The following is a 19422-nucleotide window of genomic DNA, read 5'->3' on the forward strand; positions in this document are numbered from 1 at the left end:
TCAAAGTCCTAAGTCCTGGGTCCTAAGTCCTGAGTGGCAAAACTGTCGGACACGCCCGCGAATCTCGGACCCAAGAAACTTAGGACTTGGGACTCAGGACTCAGGACTTTCTTCTTCGCCCCGATACAGCCCCATCCGCTCGATGATCTCACGCACCGGCTCGGTCACCAGGTAGCGGATCGTCTCGCCCGCCGCGGCGCGGCGGCGCAGCTCGGTGGAGGAGACGTCGATCCTCGTGACGCTCACCGCCGTCGCGGGATACGGCAGCCCGGCGGGCACCCCTTCACCGCGCCGGGAGACGACGACCAAGCGGGCGAGACGGACCACCTCGTCCGGCTCCTTCCACTTGGGGAGGTCGCGCAGGTTGTCGGCGCCCGTCAGGAAGAACAGCTCCGCCCCGGGGTGCCGCGCCTGCAGCTCCCGGAGCGTGGTGACGGTGTACGACGGCCCGGAGCGGCGCAGTTCCAGGTCGCACGCCTCGAACCGTTCGTCGCCGGCGATCGCCGCGCGCACCATCTCCAGCCGTGCGTCGGGCGAGGCGGCCACGGCGCCGCCCTTGAACGGGTGCACCGCCGCCGGCACCCACAGCACCCGGTCCAGCCCGAGCACCTCCGCCGCCTCCGAGGCGGCGGCCAGGTGACCCACGTGCGGTGGGTCGAAGGTGCCGCCAAACACGCCGAGCCTCACCGCGCCGCCCGCCTTCCGCCGCCCCGTGCTACGGCGTCGGGGTGGGCGTCGACGCCGAGCCCGCCGCCGCGGCCGAATCGGCCCGCGCGGGGGTGGCGGCGGCGCTCAGCTGCCGGGCCTCGGCGCTCTGGGGGAAGTCGCGCAGCAGCCGCTGGCGCGCCTCCTCGGCCTCCTCGCGGTAGTTGATCTTCCCGTACGCCTCCACCATCCGCGCCAGCGCGGCGGGCGCCCAGGGCGTGTCGGGAAAGCCGTTGGCGGTGTCGTTGAAATAGATCACCGCCGCGTCGTACGCCTGCCGGCGCAGGTAGAACATCCCGTTCAGGTACGACTTGTAGGCCAGCTTGTCGCGCATCCCCGACACCCACTGGCGCACCGTGTCGGCCTGCGGCGTGGTGCCGTAGTACTGCGCGAAGCTCTCGCAGTAGGTGATGGCCGTCTCGGTGTACTGCTGGTCGAGCTGCGCGCGCGGCGACAGGTGGTGGTACGCGTCGCACAGGCGGTAGCGCGCCTCCTGCTGCTCGGCCTGCTGCGGATAGTCGGTGATCAGCCGCAGCAGCTCCGACGCGCTGGTCAGGTACTCGCCCGTGTGGATGTGCGAGATCCCCAGCGCCAGCAGCGCCTGCGGCATGCGCGGATCGCCGGCGGAGTTGGCGTCGACCCAGCGCTTGATGAGGTCCGCCGCGCGGGCGTAGCGCTTGGCCTGGTACGCGGCCATCCCGCGCACATAGGCCATCTCCGGGGTGAGCGGGAGCTCCTTCTTGAAGACGGCGCAGGCGGGCAGGAAAAGCGCCACGATGAGCGCGGGGGCGAGCCTGCGCCCGATACGGTTTCTGGTCATGCGAGCCGAGTACCCCGCCGGGCGGGGGGTTGTTCATTCCGTGTGGGCCCCGCGCATCCGGTGCACGGGGCGGGGATTTCCGCAAGGCGCGCGCCGCGCCAAGGCTGCCGTTCCGGCGGCGCGCCCGGCGCGGCGCATCCGTTTTCGTCAGGGTCCGTGCGCGTTCGGCAGGGACCCGCCATCCAGCGCGAGCCGAACCTCATCGCCGGAGTGCGTGAGTGCGGAAGTGCATGAGTGCGGATCGCGCAGCGCACTCACGCACTTCCGCACTCACGCACTTTCAGCTGGCGCCCGTCTCCCGCTGCCGCGCCAGCATCCCCAGGTAGCCCGAGACCTGCGCGTTCTCCGGCTGCTGCTGCTCGCAGCGGCGCCATTCGCGCTCGGCGTCGTCCAGGCGGCCGGCGCGGTAGTGCGCCAGCCCCAGGTTCGCGCGCGCGGCCACGAACGAGGGGCGCGCGTCGAGGATCGCCTGCAGCTCGGCCACCGCCTCGTCGGCGCGGCCCAGGTCGATCAGGGTGCGCGCCAGCTTGTTGCGGATGTCGAGGAACTGCGGGCGCAACCCCGCCGCCTTTCGGTACTCCTCCAGCGCCTCCTCGCCCGCGCCCGCCGCGGCGTAGGTGTCGCCCAGCTCGGCGTGCATGTTGGCCAGCCGCGCCGCCGCCGCGCTGCTGAAGCGGCCGCCGCCGGCCTTCTCCTCGTCGGCCTCGGCCGCGCGCTGGAAGCTCTCGCGCGCCTCGTCGATTCGCCCCAGGTCGTTCAGCGTGATGGCGCGGTTCAGGTGCGCCTCCACGTAGCCCGGGTTCAGCTCCGTGGCCCGCTCGAACGCCGCCAGCGCCTCCTCGCCCCGTCCCAGCAGCGAGAGGCAGAGGCCGATCAGGTTCTGCACGTCCGCGAACGCCGGGTGCCGCTCGGCCACGGGCTGCAGCTCTTCGAGCGCGGCGATGTAGGCGCCGCGCGCGAAGCTGTCCTTGGCCCGCGCGATCATCTGCTCGACGGCCGGGTCCAGCGCCATGCGTCCTCCGCGTGAGGTGAAGTCAGTTCCGCGCCGCTGCCTGCTCCGCGCGCCCCGTCAGCCGGGCCGCGCGCCGCGCCAGCATCCATCCCGGCACCGACGCCGCGGCCAGTACGCTCCCGCGCTGCAGCTTGCGCAGCGCGCGGGCGGCGCCCGGCGCCCAGCGGTCGATCCCGTAGCCGCCCTGGAAGGCCTCGGGGGTGAGCACCGCGGTCGGCCCGCCCGCCCACAGCCGCCGGTACTCGCCGCCGCCGGCGACGAAGCCGGTCGCCGCCGCCACCAGCGCGCCGCCGAAGCGGCCGTCGTGCGGCACCCGCGACGCGCCGGACACGAGCAGGTACACGATGGCCGCCACCGCCGCGAACGCGTCGTCCGGCGCCCGCCCCCCGGCCAGCGCGCGCGCCATCGCCAGCGCGTCGCCCAGCGGCGCGGCGTGGACGGAAGCCGCGGCGCGCGCCTCCAGCGCGGCCAGGTCGTCGGCCGTGCACTCGCGCAGCGCCTGCGCCAGCACCAGCAGGTCGCGGAGGGTGCCGCGCCGCGCGGGGTGGTGCACCACCGCGTGGGCCAGCACGTGCCACGCCTGCGCCCGCGGCGCCATCCGCAGCAGCCCGGGGATGGCCGACGGCCGCGCGCCCTCCCACGGATCGAAATCCCCGCCCAGGAAGGCCAGCGCGTAGTGCAGTTCGACACCAACGTACCCCGGCCGCGTCCGCCCGGCCAGATGAAAGCACCCGGGCGTGCCGGGCACCGGGTCGGCGTACTCCGGGCTCCATCCGGAGCGGTCCATCGCCGCCGCCAGCGCCGCCGCGTGTTCGGCGGAGAGGAGCAGGTCCACGTCCGAGACGTCGAGCATCTCGCCGCCCTGGGCCAGCGGCACGCCGCCCTTCAGCACCATCGCGCGCAGCCCGTGCTCGCGCACCATGCGCGCGAGCTCCGCCAGCCCCGCGCGCGCGGCCATCGCCCGCTGCAGCTCGATCGTGGCGCGCGCCTCCAGCACACCGACCGTCTCCGCCCCGGAGACCTGCATCGCCATCCGCACGCGCAGCGGCATCGCGCAGCGCTCGGCGAAGAGGAAGGCCTGCCACGCCGCCTCGCCGGCCCGCGGCGGCGGCGCGGGCTCGCCGCCCAGCAGCCGCAGCGCCCACGCGCGCAGCGCCAGCGCCTCCCTCACCACGCCGTCGCCGGCGGGCGCGCTCATCGCTGGGCTCAGCCGCGGCCGTAGCGGTCTTCGAGCCGGATCAGGTCGTCCAGCTCGGGGGTGCTGACCTCCAGGATCACCGCGTCTTCCAGCGCCTCCACGCGGTGCACGTCGCCCGGGCGCACGGTGATGCACTCGCCGGGGCTCATCTCGAAGTCCACGCCGTTGAAGTGGTACAGCAGGCGGCCGGAGAGCAGGTACATCGTCTCCATCTTCCGCTCGTGCTTCTGCAGGCTCAGCGCGTGGCCCTTGGTGACCTCCAGCACCTTGCCTGCGTAGCGCTCCTCGTGCGCGTACCAGATCTCGCGCCCCCACGGCTTGGGGACCACCTTCGGCGCCGTCACCGGCGGCGCCGCGGACTGCTGCTCGGACATGTCGGGGGAGCCTGGTAAAAACGTCAGGGAGATCGAAGAGAGGGTGCGGACGCGCGGTCCTACCCGCGCCCGAACAGGCGCTTCCACAGCCCGCCGCCCTCCAGCGGCGGCACCGGCTCCGGCGGAGCGCCCTGCAGCAGCAGCGCCGGGTTGCGCTCCATCAGCAGCGCGGCCTGCGCGGCGCCGCCGCGGCGCTCCAGCTCGGCGCGGCAGGCGGCCAGGTGCAGCGAGCCCCGGGTGTGGAAGTCGCTGCAAAGATAGTCCACCACGCCCGCTTTCAGTAGCCCCCACGCCACGTCGCGCGCCGTGGGGCCGTACTTCCCCAGCAGCGAGCCGCAGTTCACCTGCAGCAGCGTCCCGCGGCGGTGCCACTCGGCCGCGCCGTCGGGGCCGGTGTCGAGGTTGGCGTAGCGCTCGGGGTGCGCCAGCACCGGCGTCCACCCCGCCATCGCCAGCTCGAACAGCACCTCGCTCGCGCGCGGGGGCACGGTCATGAAGGGGAACTCCACCAGCACGAAGCGCGTTCCCGCCAGGCGGATGCGCGCGTCGCCGAGGGTGGGAAGGGGCACGTCCAGCATCACCTCCGCGCCCCGCTCCAGGCGGAGGCCGGGGAACTCGGCGCTCGCCATCTCCCGCAGCCGCTCCCACGCCGCGTCCACGCGGGTCAGCCAGAGCTCGCGCATCCCCTCGTTGATCGTCTCCGAGCCGCGCAGGTGCGGCGTGGCGATCAGCGCGGTCACCCCCTGCGCCTGGTACTCGGCCAGCGCGGCGCGCGACGCGTCCAGGTCGGCGGCGCCGTCGTCCACCCCGGGGATGACGTGGTTGTGGAAGTCGATCACGCGCGGACGCCTACAGCGTGCGGGCGGTGGAGCCCTGCTCCTCCACCAGGCGGCGGAAGTGCGGGATGGTGCGCGCCAGCCCCTCGTCCAGCGGCACCCGCGGCTCCCACCCCAGCACGTCGTGGGCGATGGAGATGTCGGGGCGGCGCACCTTGGGGTCGTCTTCCGGCAGCGGGCGCCGGTCGATGGACGAGGAGCTCGAGGTCTGCGCGATCACCTTCTCCGCCAGCTCCAGCACGGTGAACTCGTTGGGATTGCCGATGTTGGTCGGCTCCGCGCGATCGGAGAAGAAGAGGCGATAGATCCCGTCGATCAGGTCGTCGACGTAGCAGAACGAGCGCGTCTGGCTCCCGTCGCCGTACACCGACAGCGGCTCGCCGCGCAGCGCCTGCACGATGAAGTTGCTCACCACCCGCCCGTCGCCCGGCCGCATGCGCGGGCCGTAGGTGTTGAAGATGCGCACGATGCGCGTCTCCACCCCGTGGAAGCGGTGGTACGCCATGGTCATGGCCTCGGCGAAGCGCTTGGCCTCGTCGTACACCCCGCGGGGACCGACGGGATTGACGTTCCCCCAGTAGCTCTCCGGCTGCGGATGCACCTGCGGGTCGCCGTAGACCTCCGACGTCGAGGCGAGGAGGAAGCGCGCCCCCTTCGCCTTGGCCAGCCCCAGCGCCTTGTGCGTCCCCAGCGAGCCCACCTTGAGCGTCTGGATCGGCTTCTCCAGGTAGTCGACGGGAGAGGCGGGGCTGGCGAAGTGCAGCACCCCGTCGAGCGGCCCGTCGACGTAGATGAAGTTGGTGACGTCGTGCTGCACGAAGTGGAAGTCGCCGCGCCCGATCAGGTGCGCGATGTTGTCGGGGTGGCCGGTGATGAAGTTGTCCATCCCCACCACCTGGTGCCCCTCGGCCAGGAACCGGTCGCACAGGTGCGAGCCCAGGAACCCGGCCGCGCCGGTGATCAGCACGCGCATCCCGGCCGTCACCCCGCGCGGGCGGCGGAGTGCCCCGCCCCCTCGGGCACGGCGGGGCGCCGGCCGACGGAGAGGTAGCGGAAGCCCAGCTCGGCCATCCGCTCGGGGTCCCACAGGTTGCGGCCGTCGAACACCACGGGCTCCTTCAGCAGGGCGCGCACCCGCTCGAAGTCGGGCACGCGGTAGGGGCCCCACTCGGTCAGCACCAGCAGCGCGTCGGCGCCGGGAAGGCAGTCGTAGTTGCGCTCGCACAGCTCCAGCGAGCCCGTGGCCAGCAGGTCGGCGAAGTAGCGCCCCGCCTCGTCGCGCGCCTCGGGGTCGTGCGCGCGCACCTTCGCCCCCGCCACGCACAGCTCGCGCACGATGGTGAGCGACGGCGCCTCGCGCATGTCGTCGGTCTCGGGCTTGAACGACAATCCCCACACGGCGAAGATGCGGCCGGAGAGGTCGCCGCCGTACGCCTCGCGCACGCGGTCGGCCAGGAGGCGCTTCTGCGCCGCGTTCACCCGCTCCACCCCGTCGAGGATGGCGGGATCGACGCCGCAGTCGCGCAGCGTGTGGATCAGCGCCTTCACGTCCTTGGGAAAGCAGCTCCCGCCGTAGCCGATCCCCGCGAACAGGAAGGACGGGCCGATGCGGTCGTCGGAGCCGATCCCCACCCGCACCTGGCCCACGTCGGCGCCCACCGCCTCGCACAGCGCGGCCATGGTGTTCATGAACGAGATCCGCGTGGCCAGCATGGCGTTGGCCGCGTACTTGGTGATCTCGGCCGAGGCGATGTCCATGAACAGGATGGGGTTCCCCGTGCGCACGAAGGGCGCGTACAGCTCGGCCAGCCGCTCGCGCGCGTGGGGATGGTCGACGCCCACCACCACGCGGTCGGGCTTCATGAAGTCCTGGACCGCCGCCCCCTCCTTGAGGAACTCGGGGTTCGAGCAGACGTGGAAGGTGCGCCCCGTGTGCCGCGCGATGGCCTCGCGCACCCGCCTGGCGGTGCCCACGGGAACGGTGCTCTTGGTGATGACGATCTTGTCGGGCCCGCTCGCAGGCATGCTGCGCCCGATGGTCTCGGCGACCGACAGGACGTGCTGCAGGTCGGCCGAGCCGTCCTCGCCCGGCGGCGTGCCCACGGCGATGAACACGACCTCGGCGTCGCGCACGGCGGCGGAGACGTCGGCGGTGAAGGAAAGGCGCCCCTGGTCGAGATTGCGGCGCACCAGCGGCTCCAGCCCGGGCTCGTAGATGGGGATCTCGCCGCGCGAGAGCCGCTCCACCTTGGCGGCGTCGATGTCGGCGCAGACCACGTCGTTGCCGGTCTCGGCCAGGCAGGCGCCGGCCACCAGGCCCACGTAGCCCGACCCCACCACGGCGATGTGCATGCGTGCTCCGGAAGAACGGTGAAACGGCGGAGGGCACGCCGGGCCCGCCCGCCTTCAGTCATTGAGGCGCGCAAACGTACGCGCGCGCCCGCGCCCTCGCAACACGCGGGCCGGGGTGGAACGTATGCGGCGTGCGCTTGTATCTCCATGCCTCTCCCCGTTATACTGAAAGGCTGGACCATCGGGTCCGGTCCCTGTCACCCGGCCTCAGGCACATGCGAACGTTTTTCGGGCTCCTTCTCCTCGCCACCACCCTCGCCGCCCGGCCCCTGGCCGCGCAGGCCCCCGCCGCGCCGCCCCAGACCGACTCGAGCGCCTGGGCCGCGCTCACGCTGCAGCCGGGCGACCTGGTGAGGGTCACGGTATGGCGCGAGCCCGACCTCTCCGGCGAGTTCCAGGTGGACCCCGACGGCGTGGTGACGCTGCCCATGATCGGCCCGCAGACGGTGGCGGGCGTGCCGCTGCGGCAGCTGCGCAACCGGCTGGTGGGGCTGTACCAGGCCAACCTGCGCAACCCGTCCATCAACATCGTGCCGCTGCGGCGGGTGAACGTGCTGGGCGAGGTGCAGAAGCCGGGGATGTACCCGGTGGATCCCACCGTGAGCCTGGCCGGGGTGGTGGCCATGGCGGGCGGCGCCACGGGGTGGGGGCGGCTCGACCGCATCCGCATCCTGCGCGGCACCACCGTGCTGCTCGAGCGCGCCGACGCGGCGCAGACGCTGAACTCGGCGGGGATCCGCTCGAACGACCAGATCGTGGTGGAGCGGCGCAGCTGGCTCGACCGCAACAGCGCCACGGTGCTGGCCTCGGGGCTGTCGGTCCTGGCCACCATCATCACCACCGCCATCATCGTCAACCGCTAGCGTTCGCGCGACAAAGGGCCGCGCGGCCCAGGGCGAACCATGTCAGGAAGAAGCTTCAGGCACCGATGCTGACCACTCAAGCAGCCCCTCCGGCGGCGCCCGCCGCCGACGGAGACGAGCTGAACATCCGCGAGATCTGGAACGGGGTCCTGCGCAACCGCTGGCTGGTGCTGGGCACCACCCTGGCGGTGGTGCTGCTGGGGCTGGCCTACATCGTCCGCTCGCGCCCGGTGTACGGGAGCACGGCCACGCTCAGCCTGGACCTGAGCCGCCAGCAGCGCGACATCCTGTCGGAGCTCTCGCCGCTGGCGGGGGTGGGCGGGGCGGGGCGGATCGAGACGGAGATGGCCATCCTGCGCAGCCGGCAGATCGCCGAGGCGGTGGTGGACTCGCTGGGGCTGGCGGTGCAGGTGGACGAGCCCAAGCGCCCGCGCGCCGAGGTGGTGCGGCCGCTGGCGGTGCCGCGCAACGCCCCCGCCGGCACCTGGGTGCTGGAGCGTCGGGACGACGGCAGCTACTCGGTCGAGGCGAAGAAGCCGGTGCGCGGCGTGCGCGTGCCCCCGCGGGTGCGCATCGGGGTGCCGTTCCAGCTGGGCGGCGCCACGCTGGCGCTGGCCCCCTCGCTGGCCGACGACCCGCCGGGGCGGATCACGCTCACCGTCAGCCGCTTCGAGGACGCGGTGGCGGCGCTGCAGTCGGGGCTGGGCGTCAGCCGCCCCGACCCCAAGGCCGACGTGCTGGCGGTGAGCTACCAGAGCACCGACCCGGCGCTGGCGGCCGCGGTGCCCAACGCCGCCACGGCCACCTTCATCGGGCTCAAGGCCTCGTGGAACCGGGCCGAGGTGCAGGGCACCGTGCGCTTCCTGCGCGAGCAGGTGTCGCAGTACGCGGGCGAGCTGCAGCGGGCCGAGGAGGGGCTGCGCTCGTTCCGCGAGGCGCAGCGCGTGGTGAACCCGCAGGAAGAGGCCACGCAGCAGGTGCAGCGCCTGGCGCAGCTGCAGGCCGAGCGCGACCGGCTGCGCTCCGAGCGCGACGCGCTGGCCAGGCTGCTGAACCAGGTGGGCAGCGCGCAGCGCGCGGCCGACGCGCCCTCGCCCTTCCGGCAGCTGGCGTCGTTCCCGGTGTTCCTGAGCAACCGCGCCATCCAGGACATGCTCCAGTCGCTGACCGACCTGGAGAACCAGCGCGCGCTGCTGCTGGTGCGCCGCACCGAGCGCAACGAGGACGTGCGCGGCTTCGACAAGCGCATCCAGGACATCGAGCTGCAGCTGTACCAGATGTCGCGCAACTACCTGGAGGGGCTCGACAGCCAGATCGGCTCGGCCGAGCAGACGCTGTCGCGCTTCAACAGCGCGCTGGGCGCCATCCCCTCGCGCGAGGTGGAGTTCGCCCGGCTGTCGCGCAACCAGGAGCTGGTGGGCGAGCTGTACAAGCTGCTGCAGACGCGGCTGAAGGAGGCGGAGATCCGCCAGGCGGGGCAGGCTTCGGACATCCGCGTGATCGACGCGGCGCTGGTGCCCACCCGGCCCATGGCCCCGCGCCCGCTTCGCACCGGCGTGCTCTCGCTGATGCTGGGGCTGCTGGCCGGCCTGGCCGCGGCGCTGGCGCGCGAGGTGCTCGACACCAAGGTGCGCACCAAGGAAGACGTGCAGGCCGCCACCTCGGGGATGCCGGTGCTGGCGCTCATCCCGCGCTTCCGCCTGCAGACCGAGGGGCAGAACGGGAGCCGGGCCCGGCGCGTGTCGGGCGACCGCATCGCGGGGCTGCTGCCGGTGGTGCAGGCCAACCCGCAGAGCCCGGCCGCCGAGGCCTTCCGGGCGCTGCGCACCACGCTGGCCTTTTCCACCCTCGATCGCCCGCCGCAGGCGCTGGTCATCACCAGCGCGGTGCCGGGCGAGGGGAAGAGCACCAGCTCGGTGAACCTGGCGCTGACGCAGGCGCAGCAGGGCGCGCGCACCCTGCTGGTGGACGCCGACCTGCGCCGCGGCACGCTGCACAACCTGCTGCAGACCCCGTCGGAGCCGGGGCTCACCCACGTGCTGCTGGGGCGCGCCTCGCTCGACGAGGCGCTGGTGGAGGTGCCGGGCGAGCACGGCGGGGTGCTGCACTTCCTTCCCACCGGCGTGTTCCCGCCCAACCCGGCCGAGCTGCTGGGCTCCGACGCCATGGCGCGGCTGATGAAGGAGCTGCGCTCGCGCTTCGACGCGATCGTGCTCGACGCGCCGCCGCTGAACCTGGTGACCGACGCGTCGATCATGGCGCGGCTGGTGGACGGGGCGGTGCTGGTCACCCGCACCGGCTTCACCGACAAGCGCGCGCTGCAGCACGCGGCCATGCAACTGCAGCAGGTGCACGCGCGCATCTGCGGCGTGGTGCTGAACGACGTCGACGTGGAGGGGAGCGGCCGGTACTACGGCTACGGTTACGGGTACTCGTACGGCTCCTACGGTGTGTACGCGAACCAGGGCAACGGCAGCAACGGCAAGCACTGAGTCGCTCCGCCACCATCGTCGAGAGCGGCGGCATCCCGCGCGGGGTGCCGCCGCTCTCGTTTCCCCAACGCCGAAGAGAACCTCACGCGGAGATGCGGAGAACTCAGTTCCGCACCGGCATCTCCGCGACTTCACGTCTCCGCGTGAGGTCGAGGATGAATTTGTATCACGCAGAGTCAGCAGGGTAAGCAGTGAACTGCAGTTCAACTGCTCACCCTGCTGACTCTGCGTGAGACCTGTCTGTTTTAGAATCTACATGAGGATGAAGCGGCGGCTCTCCGCGAGGGAGGCCGCCGCTTCGTCATCAGCAATCGACCGAGAAGAGATCAGGACGATGGCGCGCCGGCGAGGACGCCGCGGACCGTCTGCAGGATGCCGGCGGTGTCGAGGCCGTAGTGGGCGCGCAGGTAGTCCTGGTCGCCCGTGACGGACGAGAAGCCCGCGCGCAGGCCGATGCGCCGGAAGTGCTGCGGGCGCTCGTCGGCCTCCATCAGCACCTCGGCCACCGCGCTCCCCAGCCCGCCGATGATGCTGTGCTCCTCGACGGTGAAGATCGCGCCGGTCTCCCGCGCGGCCGCCAGCACCGCGTCGGCGTCCAGCGGCTTGAGCGTGTGCATGGAGACGACGCGCGCGCCCACCCTGTCCTCGGCTGCCAGGATCTCCGCCGCGGCCACCGTGTCGCGCAGCTGCCCGCCGGTGGAGATGAGGGTGACGTCGCCGCCCTCGCGAACCGTGATCGCCTTCCCCAGCTCGAACGGCGGCTCGGAGGTGTGGACGACGGGCTCGCCCGCGCGGCCCAGGCGCAGGTACGCGGGGCCGCGGTGGCGGACCAGCGCGCGCACCGCCAGCTTCGTCTCCACGGGATCGCCCGGCGCGACGACGAGCAGGTTCGGCATCGCGCGCATCACCGCCAGGTCCTCGGTGGCGTGATGCGAAGGGCCCAGCGAGCCGTAGCACATCCCCCCGCCCACGGCCACGATACGCACGTCGGCGTCGTGGTAGCACACGTCGTTGCGGATCTGCTCCAGCGTGCGCAGCACGGGGAAGTTGGCGATGGAATAGGTGAAGACGCACTTTCCCGCCAGCGCCATCCCCGCCGCCATCCCGGTCATGTTCTGCTCGGCCACGCCGGCGTTCACGAACTGCGGCCCCAGCTCGTCCATGAAGCCGTGGAACACGCCGAAGCCGAGATCCCCCGTCATCAGCACCACGCGCGGGTCGCGCCGGGCCTCGTCGGCCAGCGCCTCGATGAACGCGGTTCTCATGGGCGGGCAGCCTCCAGCTCGGCCAGCGCGCTCTCCAGCTCGTCGCCCTTCGGGCAGCGGTAGTGCCAGAGGAGCTGGTGCTCCATGAAGCTCACTCCCTTCCCCTTCACCGTGTGCGCGATCACCACGGTGGGCCGGCCGGTCTCCGCGGGCACCCCGGACAGCGCGGACCAGAGCGCCCGCACGTCGTGGCCGTCGACCTCGCGCACCGCCCAGCGGAAGGCGCGCCACTTGTCGGCCAGCGGCTCCAGCTCCATCACCTCGCTCACGCTTCCCAGGCTCTGGATCTTGTTGTAGTCGACCACCGCCACGAGGTTGTCGAGCCCGTGCTGCGGCGCGAAGAGGATCGGCTCCCAGTTCGACCCCTCGTCCAGCTCGCCGTCGGAAAGGAGGCAGAAGGCGCGGAAGTCCCGCCCGTCGCGCTTCGCGGCCAGCGCCATCCCCGTGGCCACGGAGAGGCCGTGGCCGAGCGAGCCGGTGGAGAGCTCCACCCCGGGCACCGTCTTGGTGACGTGCCCGGCCAGCCGGCTCCCGTTCAGGTAGAAGGTGTCGAGCTCGTCGAGCGCGAAGAAGCCGCGCTCGGCCAGCACCGCGTACACGGCCGCCGCGCCGTGGCCCTTGGAGACCACGAAGCGGTCGCGTTCCGGCCAGTCGGGGCGCGCCGGATCGACGCGCAGGACGCCGGAGTAGAGCACCGACAGGATCTCGGTCATCGAGAAGTTGGTGCCCACGTGCGAGCTGCCGGCGCGGCTGGTCATCTCCAGCGTGTGCCGGCGGAGCCTCCACGCCAGCGCGCGCATCGCCTCGAAGTCGGGCGCGGTCGTCAGGGTCTGCATCGTCACCCGATCACCGCCCAGGAGATGTAGGGGTCCCACTCCAGCCGGCGCAGCTCCAGCCGCCCCATCCCCAGGCTCTCGACCAGCGCCAGCGTCTCGCCCGGCCACATGGGGTTGTCGAGCTCGTCGAAGGCGATCACCGCCCCCTTCGGCATGCGCGGGACGAAGTGCTCGATGGCCGCCCTGGTGGGCTCGTACAGGTCCATGTCCAGGAAGAGCAGCGAGACCACGAGATGCGGATGCTGCTCGATGAAGCGCGGGATGGTCTCCACCACGTCGCCCTTCACCAGGTGCACCTTGTCGATGTGCCCCAGGAAGCGGTCGCGGTCGTACTCGGCCACCAGCGCCTGCAGCTCGTCGTGGCTGTCGGCGAACAATCCCCCGGGCACCACGTCGGCGACCGCCGTGGCGTCCTTCTCGTGCACGCTGGGAAAGCCCGCGAAGGTGTCGAAGCCGTAGATCCGGCGCGTCAGGTTCTCGGGCTCGAGCATGGCCGACAGCTTGGCCCAGCTCATGGTCCCGAAGCCCTTGAACACCCCGCACTCCACCACGCTTCCCTTCACCGGCAGCACGAGCCTGAAGATCTCGTACATGGCCAGGAAGCGCTTCAGGTGCTGGCGCCTGACGTACTTGGGAAAGTTCTCGAGCTTGATGTCGACGGGGTCGGGACAGGCCTCGAAGATGCGGGCGATGGCGGGCCCCACCTGCTGCTCGGCCTCCGTGCGGAATTTCTTCATCCCTCAGTGGACTCGTTGGGTGTGGCGCTCCCCGCCGTGATGGGGGAAGCGTCGGCGCCTTCAAGATACGCGCGCTCGTCGTCGCTCAGCGACCATCCCGTGGCCGCCGCGTTCTCCTCGGCCTGCCGCGCGGTGCGGACACCCGTCAGCACCACGGCAACGCCGGGCGCGTCGAGCAACCAGCGGACGGCCGTCTGCGCCGGGGTCTTCCCGTGCGCCGCCGCCACCTCGCGCAGGCGGTCGAGCGTGGCCAGGTTGCGCTCCAGCGCCTCGCCCCGGAAAAGCGGGCTGCGCTGCCGCAGGTCCGTTCCCTCGAAGGCGGAGCCGCGCCCGTACTTGCCGGTGAACAGCCCCTGCGCCAGCGCGTTGTACGTCATCACCGCCATCCCGTGGCCATGGGCCGCGAGGTGGATGACGGCCTCGTGCCCGCGCTCGGCGAGCGAATACGGCAGCTGCAGCGACTCCAGCCGGGCGGCGCGCTGCCCGCGCTCCACCAGCGCCGCGTCGAAGTTGCAGCAACCGAGGACGGCGACCTTCCCCGCCTCGCGCAGCCGCTCGGCGGCGCCCAGCGTGTCTTCCAGCGGCGTCTCCGGGTCGGGCCAGTGCAGCTGCAGCAGGTCGATCCGCTCCATCCGCAGCCGCCGCAGGCTCGCCTCCACCGCCTGGGCCACGTAGCCGGGGGAGAGGTCGCGCCGGGTGCGTCCCGAGGCGTCCCAGCGCACGCCAACCTTGGTCGCCACGACGGCCTCGTCGCGGCGACCCGCGAGCGCGCGGCCCAGCACCTCCTCCGCGTGCCCCAGCCCGTAGACGTCGGCCGTGTCGAACAGGCTGATCCCCAGCTCGAGCGCGCGGTGCACGGCGCCGATGCTGGCCCGGTCGTCGGCGGCGCCGTAGTCGTAGCCGCCCATGGCCGCGCACCCGAAGCCGATGCGGGAGACGCGCACCCCGGTGCGTCCCAGTGCCACGGTCTCCACCCGCGCCTACCCCTCGGCGGCGGCGGGCTTCTTCCGCCGCGCCTTGCCGGCGACAGCCGCCAGCGTCAGGAAGATGATGCGCAGGTCCTCGGCGAACGAGCGGTTGCGCACGTACTCCACCCGCAGCCGGTTCTTCTCCGCGCGGTAGCGGGTGACGAACAGGGTGTGCGGATCCTCGCTGCCCAGCACCTCGTCCAGCGCCACGAAGCGGATCGACGAGTAGTCGGTGATCCCCGGCTTCACGGTGAGGATCTCCAGCTCGTCGCCCGCGTACTCGCGCGTGTGCTCCTCCACCTCCGGCCGCGGGCCGACGACGCTCATCTCCCCCGAGAGCACGTTGAGGAGCTGGGGGAGCTCGTCGAGCTTGTAGCGGCGCAGGAAGCGGCCCACGCGGGTGATGCGCGGGTCGCCCAGCGCCGTGGTCGTTCCCATCCGCTCGGCGTCGGGCCGCATCGTGCGGAACTTGAAGATGCGGAAGCGCCGCCCGCCCAGGCCGATCCGCTCGCCGCGGTAGAACAGGGGCCCGCGCGAGTCCAGCTTCACCGCCAGCGCCACCGAGAGCAGCAGGGGAGAGAGCGCCACCACGCCCGCCGCGGCCGCGGCCAGGTCGAAGGCGCGCTTGGCCGCGGCATAGCCCCGCCCCGCGCTCACCGCGCCACCGCCCGCGGGAAGGAGAAGGCCCGCAGCTCCGCCACGCCGGGGAAGGAGTAGTGCGCGCCGGGCGAGCCCACGGGGGGCGGCACCCGTCCGGGGAGCGGGGTGAGCGCCCCCGTCTGGGCCACGTGCCGCACCACCTCGGCCAGCAGGCGCCCGCCCGCGCGCTTCTTCTCCAGCATCAGCTCCAGGAACGACCCGCACCCGGTGACGCGGCACCCCTCCGCCGCCAGCAGCTCGCCCGCGTCGACCTTCGCGGTCATCGCGTGGATGCTGGTATACGACACCGCCTCGCCGCGCGCCACCTCCCAGAAGGTGCCGAAGTGGCCGCGGTACTGCGGGAGCCGCCCGTTGTGCACGTTCACCGCGCCGATGCGCGGCACCTCCAGCACGCGCGCGGGAAAGATCACCGGCGCGCCCAGCGACAGCAGGAGGTCGGGCGCGGCCCGGCGGAGCAGCGCCAGCGTCTCGGGCGCGCCGATCTTCTCCACCTCCACCACCTCGCTGCCGCCCTCCGCCAGCGTGTCCACCCAGGGCAGGTGCAGCCCGTACGCGCGGTCGCGCGCCGTGGCCGGCCGCCCCAGCTTCCACGCGGCCAGCACCCGCTCGCCCAGCGTGCGGAAGCCCAGCTCGGGGCGCGGCGGAAGCAGCACGGTGAGGTCCGGCGCCGGCCCGCCCGCCTGGCGGTACGCCCGGGCGAACACGCCGCCGAAGGTGTCGGCGGCGGTGGTCACCGCCACGATCTTCACGCCCGGACCTGCGAGCAGAGGGCCGGCTCGTATCCCAGCCCCTTCACGTATTCCACGAAGCGCGCCAGCACCTCGAAGTTCTCGGGCCCGATCCCCCGCTGGAAGCGCTGCGGCACGTCGCCGGGGATCTCCTGCTCGGCGAAGGGGACGAACTCGGCCGGGTGCGAGTAGAAGACCAGCGTCTCCGCCCGCCGCGCCACCCGCCGCACCGCCCACAGCACGCGCGCGAGCCCCAGCACCCGCAGCGCGCTCATGTTGATGGGAAAGAAGTAGGTCGACGGCGGGATCTCGAGCACCCGGCTCGATCCGCGCGCCCCCAGGTTCTCGCGCGCCGGGCGGTACGGGCCCAGCGGCGCCCGGTAGTAGCGCAGCGAGTTGGGCCGGCTGTACCCGGTGGTCAGCCGCCGCACCGGCACCGACGAGTCGTATTCGTACTCCAGCTCCTCCAGCACCCGCAGCGTGGTCTCGCTCACCCACAGGTTGGGGGCGCGGAAGGCCACCGGGCGCACGCCGCTGGCCTTCTCCACCGCCTCGGTGGAGCGCTCGACCCACTCGCGCTGCGAGGCGTACGGCGCCCGCTGGAAGTCTTCCTCGCTGGCGCGCCCCTTCTGCCCGTGCTCCCAGCCGTGGGTGCCGATCTGGTAGCCGCGAGCGGCCCCCTCGCGGATCAGCGCGGGATACGCCTCGGCGAACCGGCCGGTGATGAAGAGCGACGCCGGGAGCGCGTGCTCGTCGCAGAAGCGGTAGAGCTCCTCGAGCCCCACCTGCGATCCGGGGATCCAGTCGACGTCGATGGTGAAGAGGAACTGGCGCCGCGGGGCCTTGCCGTTCGGATTCACGAAAGCGCGTACAGGGGTGAAAGGGTTGCGCCCCCGGGGCCTCCCGCGGGGGAAGGCCAGGGGGCGGGGGCTCAGGCGTCCTTGCGCGGGCCCTTCATGGAGATGGCCGACATCCAGGCGTACTTCCCCAGCGGCTCCCAGCGCAGGGCCCACTGGTCGAAGCGGTCCAGGGCGTTGCGCAGCGGGATGAACGCGCGCGTCTTGCGGAACGGCACCGCCAGCAGCGAGAACAGGTGGAAGTAGCGCACCTCCACCTGGTCGAAGTAGTGGCGCAGGCGCCGGATCTGCTTCACCCCCAGGATGTGCGGCACCTCCCACGGGGTGCGCAGGTGCGGCGTGAGCTTGCGGTAGGTGTGGATGAACGGGTTGTGGCGCAGCGCCTCGAGCGCCAGCATCTGGCCGCCCGGCTTCAGCACCCGGCAGCACTCGCCGATCGCCCGGTCCAGGTCCACGTGGTGCAGCGCGCCGTACACCACCACCACGTCGAAGCTGGCGTCGGGGAAGGTGAGGTTCTCGCCGTCCATCACCTCGTACGAGCAGAGGTGGCCCACCCCGGCGCGCCGCGCGTTGCCCTCGGCGTTCTCGATCCCCTCGGGCGAGATGTCGATCCCCACCACCGTGGCGCCGTAGCGGGCGGCCAGGATCCCGTTCTCGCCGCTGCCGCAGGCGAAGTCCAGCACGCGCACCCCGGGGCGGCAGCGCGCGCGCAGCCACTCCTTCTCGTACTCTTCCAGGCTCTTCTGGATCGAGTAGTACTTGACGTTGGCGAAGTGCTTCTTGAACGCCTCGGGGTCGCGCACCAGCGTCTGCAGGTCGGCCTGCTCCTCGGCGTTGGTGTCGGCGTAGCGCTCGTAGCCCTGCAGGATCTTGCGCCGGTTGCGCGAGTGCTCGATCTCCTGGAGCTTGCGCTCTTCCAGCTCTTCGATGTTGTAGTGGACCCTGGCCATTCCTCTGCCCTGTTCGGTTTCGGGGGGTGCGGACGCGGGCGCCGCGGCGGGCGCGAAGCCCTCCGCCGGGCGCGGACCCTCGCGTCAGTCGCCGGATTCGCGGCCCCGCGCGCCCAGCCGCGCGCGCGCGCGGCGCCGCCCCGCCGCCAGCCTCCGGAAGATGCGGTCGTGCTGTTCGCCCGCGATGTCGAGCGACAGGTTGCGCAGGTAGTACTCGCGGCCGCGCCGGCCCATGGCGTCGCGCTCGGCGGGGCTCATGCGGGCCAGCTCCACCATGGCGTCGGCCATCGCCGCGGGGTCTTCGGGGGGCACCGCCACCCCGCCGCCGGCCTGCAGCACCAGGTCGGCGGCGTCGCCGCGCACCCCGATCAGCACCGGCCGCCCCGACGCCAGCGACACCTGCGTCTTGCTGGGGATGGTGCTGGCCAGGAACGGGAAGTCGCGCAGGTGCACCAGCAGCACGTCGGCCAGCGCGTTGATCTGCGGCATCTCCCAGTACTCGCGCCGCGGCACGAAGCGCACGTTGGTGGCGCCCAGCTCGTCGGCCAGGCTGCGCACCTCGTCGCTCAGCGGCCCGGTGCCCACGATGGTCACCTGCAGCTCGGGGCAGCGCGGCGCCGCCAGCACCGCCGCCCGCACCACCGTGTCGATCCCCTGCAGCGGCCCGATGTTGCCGGCGTAGATCACGTTGAACTTCCCGTCCAGCCCCAGCTCGCGCGCCAGCGCGGGGTCGCGGGGGACGGGGCGGAAGGCGTCCTCGTCGGTCCAGTTGTAGATCACCTCCACCTTCTCGGCCGGCACCCCGCGCTCCACCAGCATGCGCTTGAAGCCGGGCGAGAGCACGCTCATCACGTCGGCGCGGCGGTACAGGAAGCGGCACCAGGCGCCGATCAGCCGCTCGGCCACCTTCTGCACCCGGCCGGCGGGAAGCATCCCCGACCCCAGCACCGTCTCGGGCCACATGTCGGCGATGTGGTGCACCACCGGCGCGCCGCGGAACCACTTCAGCAGCAGCGACGCCAGCCCGTTGGTGGGGGGCGGCTCGTACAGGTACACCACGTCGGCGCGGCCCACCAGCGCCACCCCCAGGGTGGCGGCCGAGAGCATGAAGCTCAGGTAGGTCCAGATGCGCCGCAGCGCGCGCGTGTCGTGGCTGGGATAGAGCGGCACCCGGAGCACCGGGATCCCGTCCATCGTCTCCCACTGCCAGGGGCGGATCCGGTAGCCGGGATACACCTTCCCGCCCGGGTACTGCGGGAAGCCGGTCAGCACCCGCACGTCGTAGCCGCGCCGGGCCAGCCACCTGGCCAGCGGCAGCCCGCGCAGCGCCCCCGGCTCGGGGTCGAAGGTGATGGTCACGAACACCACGCGCGGGGCGCGCCCGCTCTCACTCCGCGGCAAGCGCCACCTCCGCCCGCGAGCCCGCCGCGTGGCCGGCCGCCGCGCGCGGCGGGGTCACGGCGTACTCGTTCAGCCACAGGTCCAGCATCAGCAGGCCGAACACCTCGCGCGAGAACTTGGTCTCGGCGTGGAAGCTCATGCTCTTCAGGTCGTACAGGTCGCGGAAGCGCGAGTTGGAGATCTGCTCGCGGATGAATCCCGCCGAATGGTTCACGAAGGTCCCGATCGGCGTGGTGAAGCCCATCTTGTCGGTGCGGTGGATCACCGAGCGCGGCAGCGTGCCCCCGGCCAGCCGGCGGAGGACGGGCTTCAGGTCGCCGTTCCCCAGCATCGCGCGCGGGTCGAGCTTCTGCACATGGCGCACGAGG

20 protein-coding genes are annotated in these 19422 nt (G+C 72.4%); 2 read left to right on the plus strand and 18 right to left on the minus strand.

The features are described 5' to 3' along the window. Positions 1-93: 93 nt before the first annotated feature. From nadD to VF092_23165, 8 genes are all read right to left on the minus strand, one after another. Entirely contained in the window at positions 94-687 is a 594-nt protein-coding gene (nadD, locus tag VF092_23130) for a nicotinate-nucleotide adenylyltransferase (protein ID HEX6750206.1), read from the minus strand. Between the two features lie 28 nt (positions 688-715). Next, positions 716-1525, minus strand: coding sequence for an outer membrane protein assembly factor BamD (gene bamD, locus VF092_23135; protein ID HEX6750207.1), 810 nt, complete (start codon positions 1523-1525; stop codon positions 716-718). 280 nt (positions 1526-1805) lie between these two features. Beyond that, positions 1806-2537 carry a tetratricopeptide repeat protein gene (locus tag VF092_23140; protein HEX6750208.1) on the minus strand — a complete coding sequence of 244 codons (732 nt, stop codon included), beginning with the start codon at positions 2535-2537 and terminating at the stop codon, positions 1806-1808. A gap of 22 nt (positions 2538-2559) precedes the next feature. Continuing rightward, entirely contained in the window at positions 2560-3735 is a 1176-nt protein-coding gene (locus tag VF092_23145) for a nucleotidyltransferase family protein (protein HEX6750209.1), read from the minus strand. Positions 3736-3743: 8 nt separating this feature from the next. Next, positions 3744-4109, minus strand: coding sequence for a cupin domain-containing protein (locus tag VF092_23150; GenBank protein HEX6750210.1), 366 nt, complete (start codon positions 4107-4109; stop codon positions 3744-3746). Positions 4110-4168: 59 nt separating this feature from the next. Further along, positions 4169-4948 (minus strand): CpsB/CapC family capsule biosynthesis tyrosine phosphatase, encoded by a 780-nt coding sequence (locus tag VF092_23155; GenBank protein HEX6750211.1) that lies wholly within the window; start codon positions 4946-4948, stop codon positions 4169-4171. Positions 4949-4958: 10 nt separating this feature from the next. Then, on the minus strand, positions 4959-5918 hold the full coding sequence (locus VF092_23160; protein HEX6750212.1) for a UDP-glucuronic acid decarboxylase family protein: 960 nt from the start codon (positions 5916-5918) through the stop codon (positions 4959-4961). Positions 5919-5926: 8 nt separating this feature from the next. Continuing rightward, positions 5927-7297, minus strand: a complete 1371-nt coding sequence (locus VF092_23165) for a UDP-glucose/GDP-mannose dehydrogenase family protein (protein HEX6750213.1) — start codon at positions 7295-7297, stop codon at positions 5927-5929. A gap of 215 nt (positions 7298-7512) precedes the next feature. On the opposite strand from VF092_23165, the gene VF092_23170 reads away from it, so the two are divergent. Together VF092_23170 and VF092_23175 are read left to right on the plus strand one after the other, a co-directional pair. Next, a complete protein-coding gene (locus VF092_23170; GenBank protein ID HEX6750214.1) occupies positions 7513-8160 on the plus strand; it encodes a polysaccharide biosynthesis/export family protein in 648 nt (215 codons plus the stop codon). A gap of 65 nt (positions 8161-8225) precedes the next feature. Next, positions 8226-10652: a polysaccharide biosynthesis tyrosine autokinase gene (locus VF092_23175; GenBank protein ID HEX6750215.1), complete on the plus strand. Its 2427-nt coding sequence runs from the start codon at positions 8226-8228 to the stop codon at positions 10650-10652. A 326-nt stretch (positions 10653-10978) separates the two neighbouring features. Here VF092_23175 and VF092_23180 read toward each other — a convergent pair whose 3' ends face one another. The 10 genes from VF092_23180 to VF092_23225 all read right to left on the minus strand — a co-directional run. After that, positions 10979-11917 (minus strand): transketolase C-terminal domain-containing protein, encoded by a 939-nt coding sequence (locus VF092_23180; protein HEX6750216.1) that lies wholly within the window; start codon positions 11915-11917, stop codon positions 10979-10981. Further along, complete coding sequence (locus VF092_23185; protein ID HEX6750217.1) at positions 11914-12753, minus strand: transketolase; 840 nt, start codon at positions 12751-12753, stop codon at positions 11914-11916. The genes VF092_23180 and VF092_23185 overlap by 4 nt, the downstream gene beginning before the upstream one ends. 2 nt (positions 12754-12755) lie before the next feature. Then, a complete protein-coding gene (locus VF092_23190) occupies positions 12756-13490 on the minus strand; it encodes a class I SAM-dependent methyltransferase (GenBank protein HEX6750218.1) in 735 nt (244 codons plus the stop codon). After that, positions 13487-14464, minus strand: coding sequence for an aldo/keto reductase (locus tag VF092_23195; protein HEX6750219.1), 978 nt, complete (start codon positions 14462-14464; stop codon positions 13487-13489). The genes VF092_23190 and VF092_23195 overlap by 4 nt, the downstream gene beginning before the upstream one ends. Before the next feature lie 6 nt (positions 14465-14470). Next, positions 14471-15115, minus strand: coding sequence for a sugar transferase (locus tag VF092_23200; GenBank protein ID HEX6750220.1), 645 nt, complete (start codon positions 15113-15115; stop codon positions 14471-14473). Beyond that, positions 15112-15867 (minus strand): formyltransferase family protein, encoded by a 756-nt coding sequence (locus tag VF092_23205; GenBank protein ID HEX6750221.1) that lies wholly within the window; start codon positions 15865-15867, stop codon positions 15112-15114. The genes VF092_23200 and VF092_23205 overlap by 4 nt, the downstream gene beginning before the upstream one ends. Then, positions 15864-16706: a polysaccharide deacetylase family protein gene (locus tag VF092_23210; GenBank protein ID HEX6750222.1), complete on the minus strand. Its 843-nt coding sequence runs from the start codon at positions 16704-16706 to the stop codon at positions 15864-15866. Before VF092_23210 ends, VF092_23205 begins: the two co-directional genes overlap by 4 nt. Positions 16707-16777: 71 nt before the next feature. Next, positions 16778-17653, minus strand: coding sequence for a class I SAM-dependent methyltransferase (locus VF092_23215; GenBank protein ID HEX6750223.1), 876 nt, complete (start codon positions 17651-17653; stop codon positions 16778-16780). Positions 17654-17737: 84 nt separating this feature from the next. Then, the gene (locus VF092_23220; protein ID HEX6750224.1) at positions 17738-19054 is read right to left on the minus strand and encodes a glycosyltransferase family 4 protein; all 1317 of its coding nucleotides are present in this window, start codon (positions 19052-19054) and stop codon (positions 17738-17740) included. Beyond that, positions 19041-19422: asparagine synthase-related protein (locus VF092_23225; protein ID HEX6750225.1), on the minus strand; the 382-nt coding region annotated here is incomplete at its 5' end. The genes VF092_23220 and VF092_23225, both read right to left, overlap by 14 nt.

Source organism: Longimicrobium sp., assembly GCA_036377595.1.
Classification (GTDB): Bacteria; Gemmatimonadota; Gemmatimonadetes; order Longimicrobiales; family Longimicrobiaceae; genus Longimicrobium.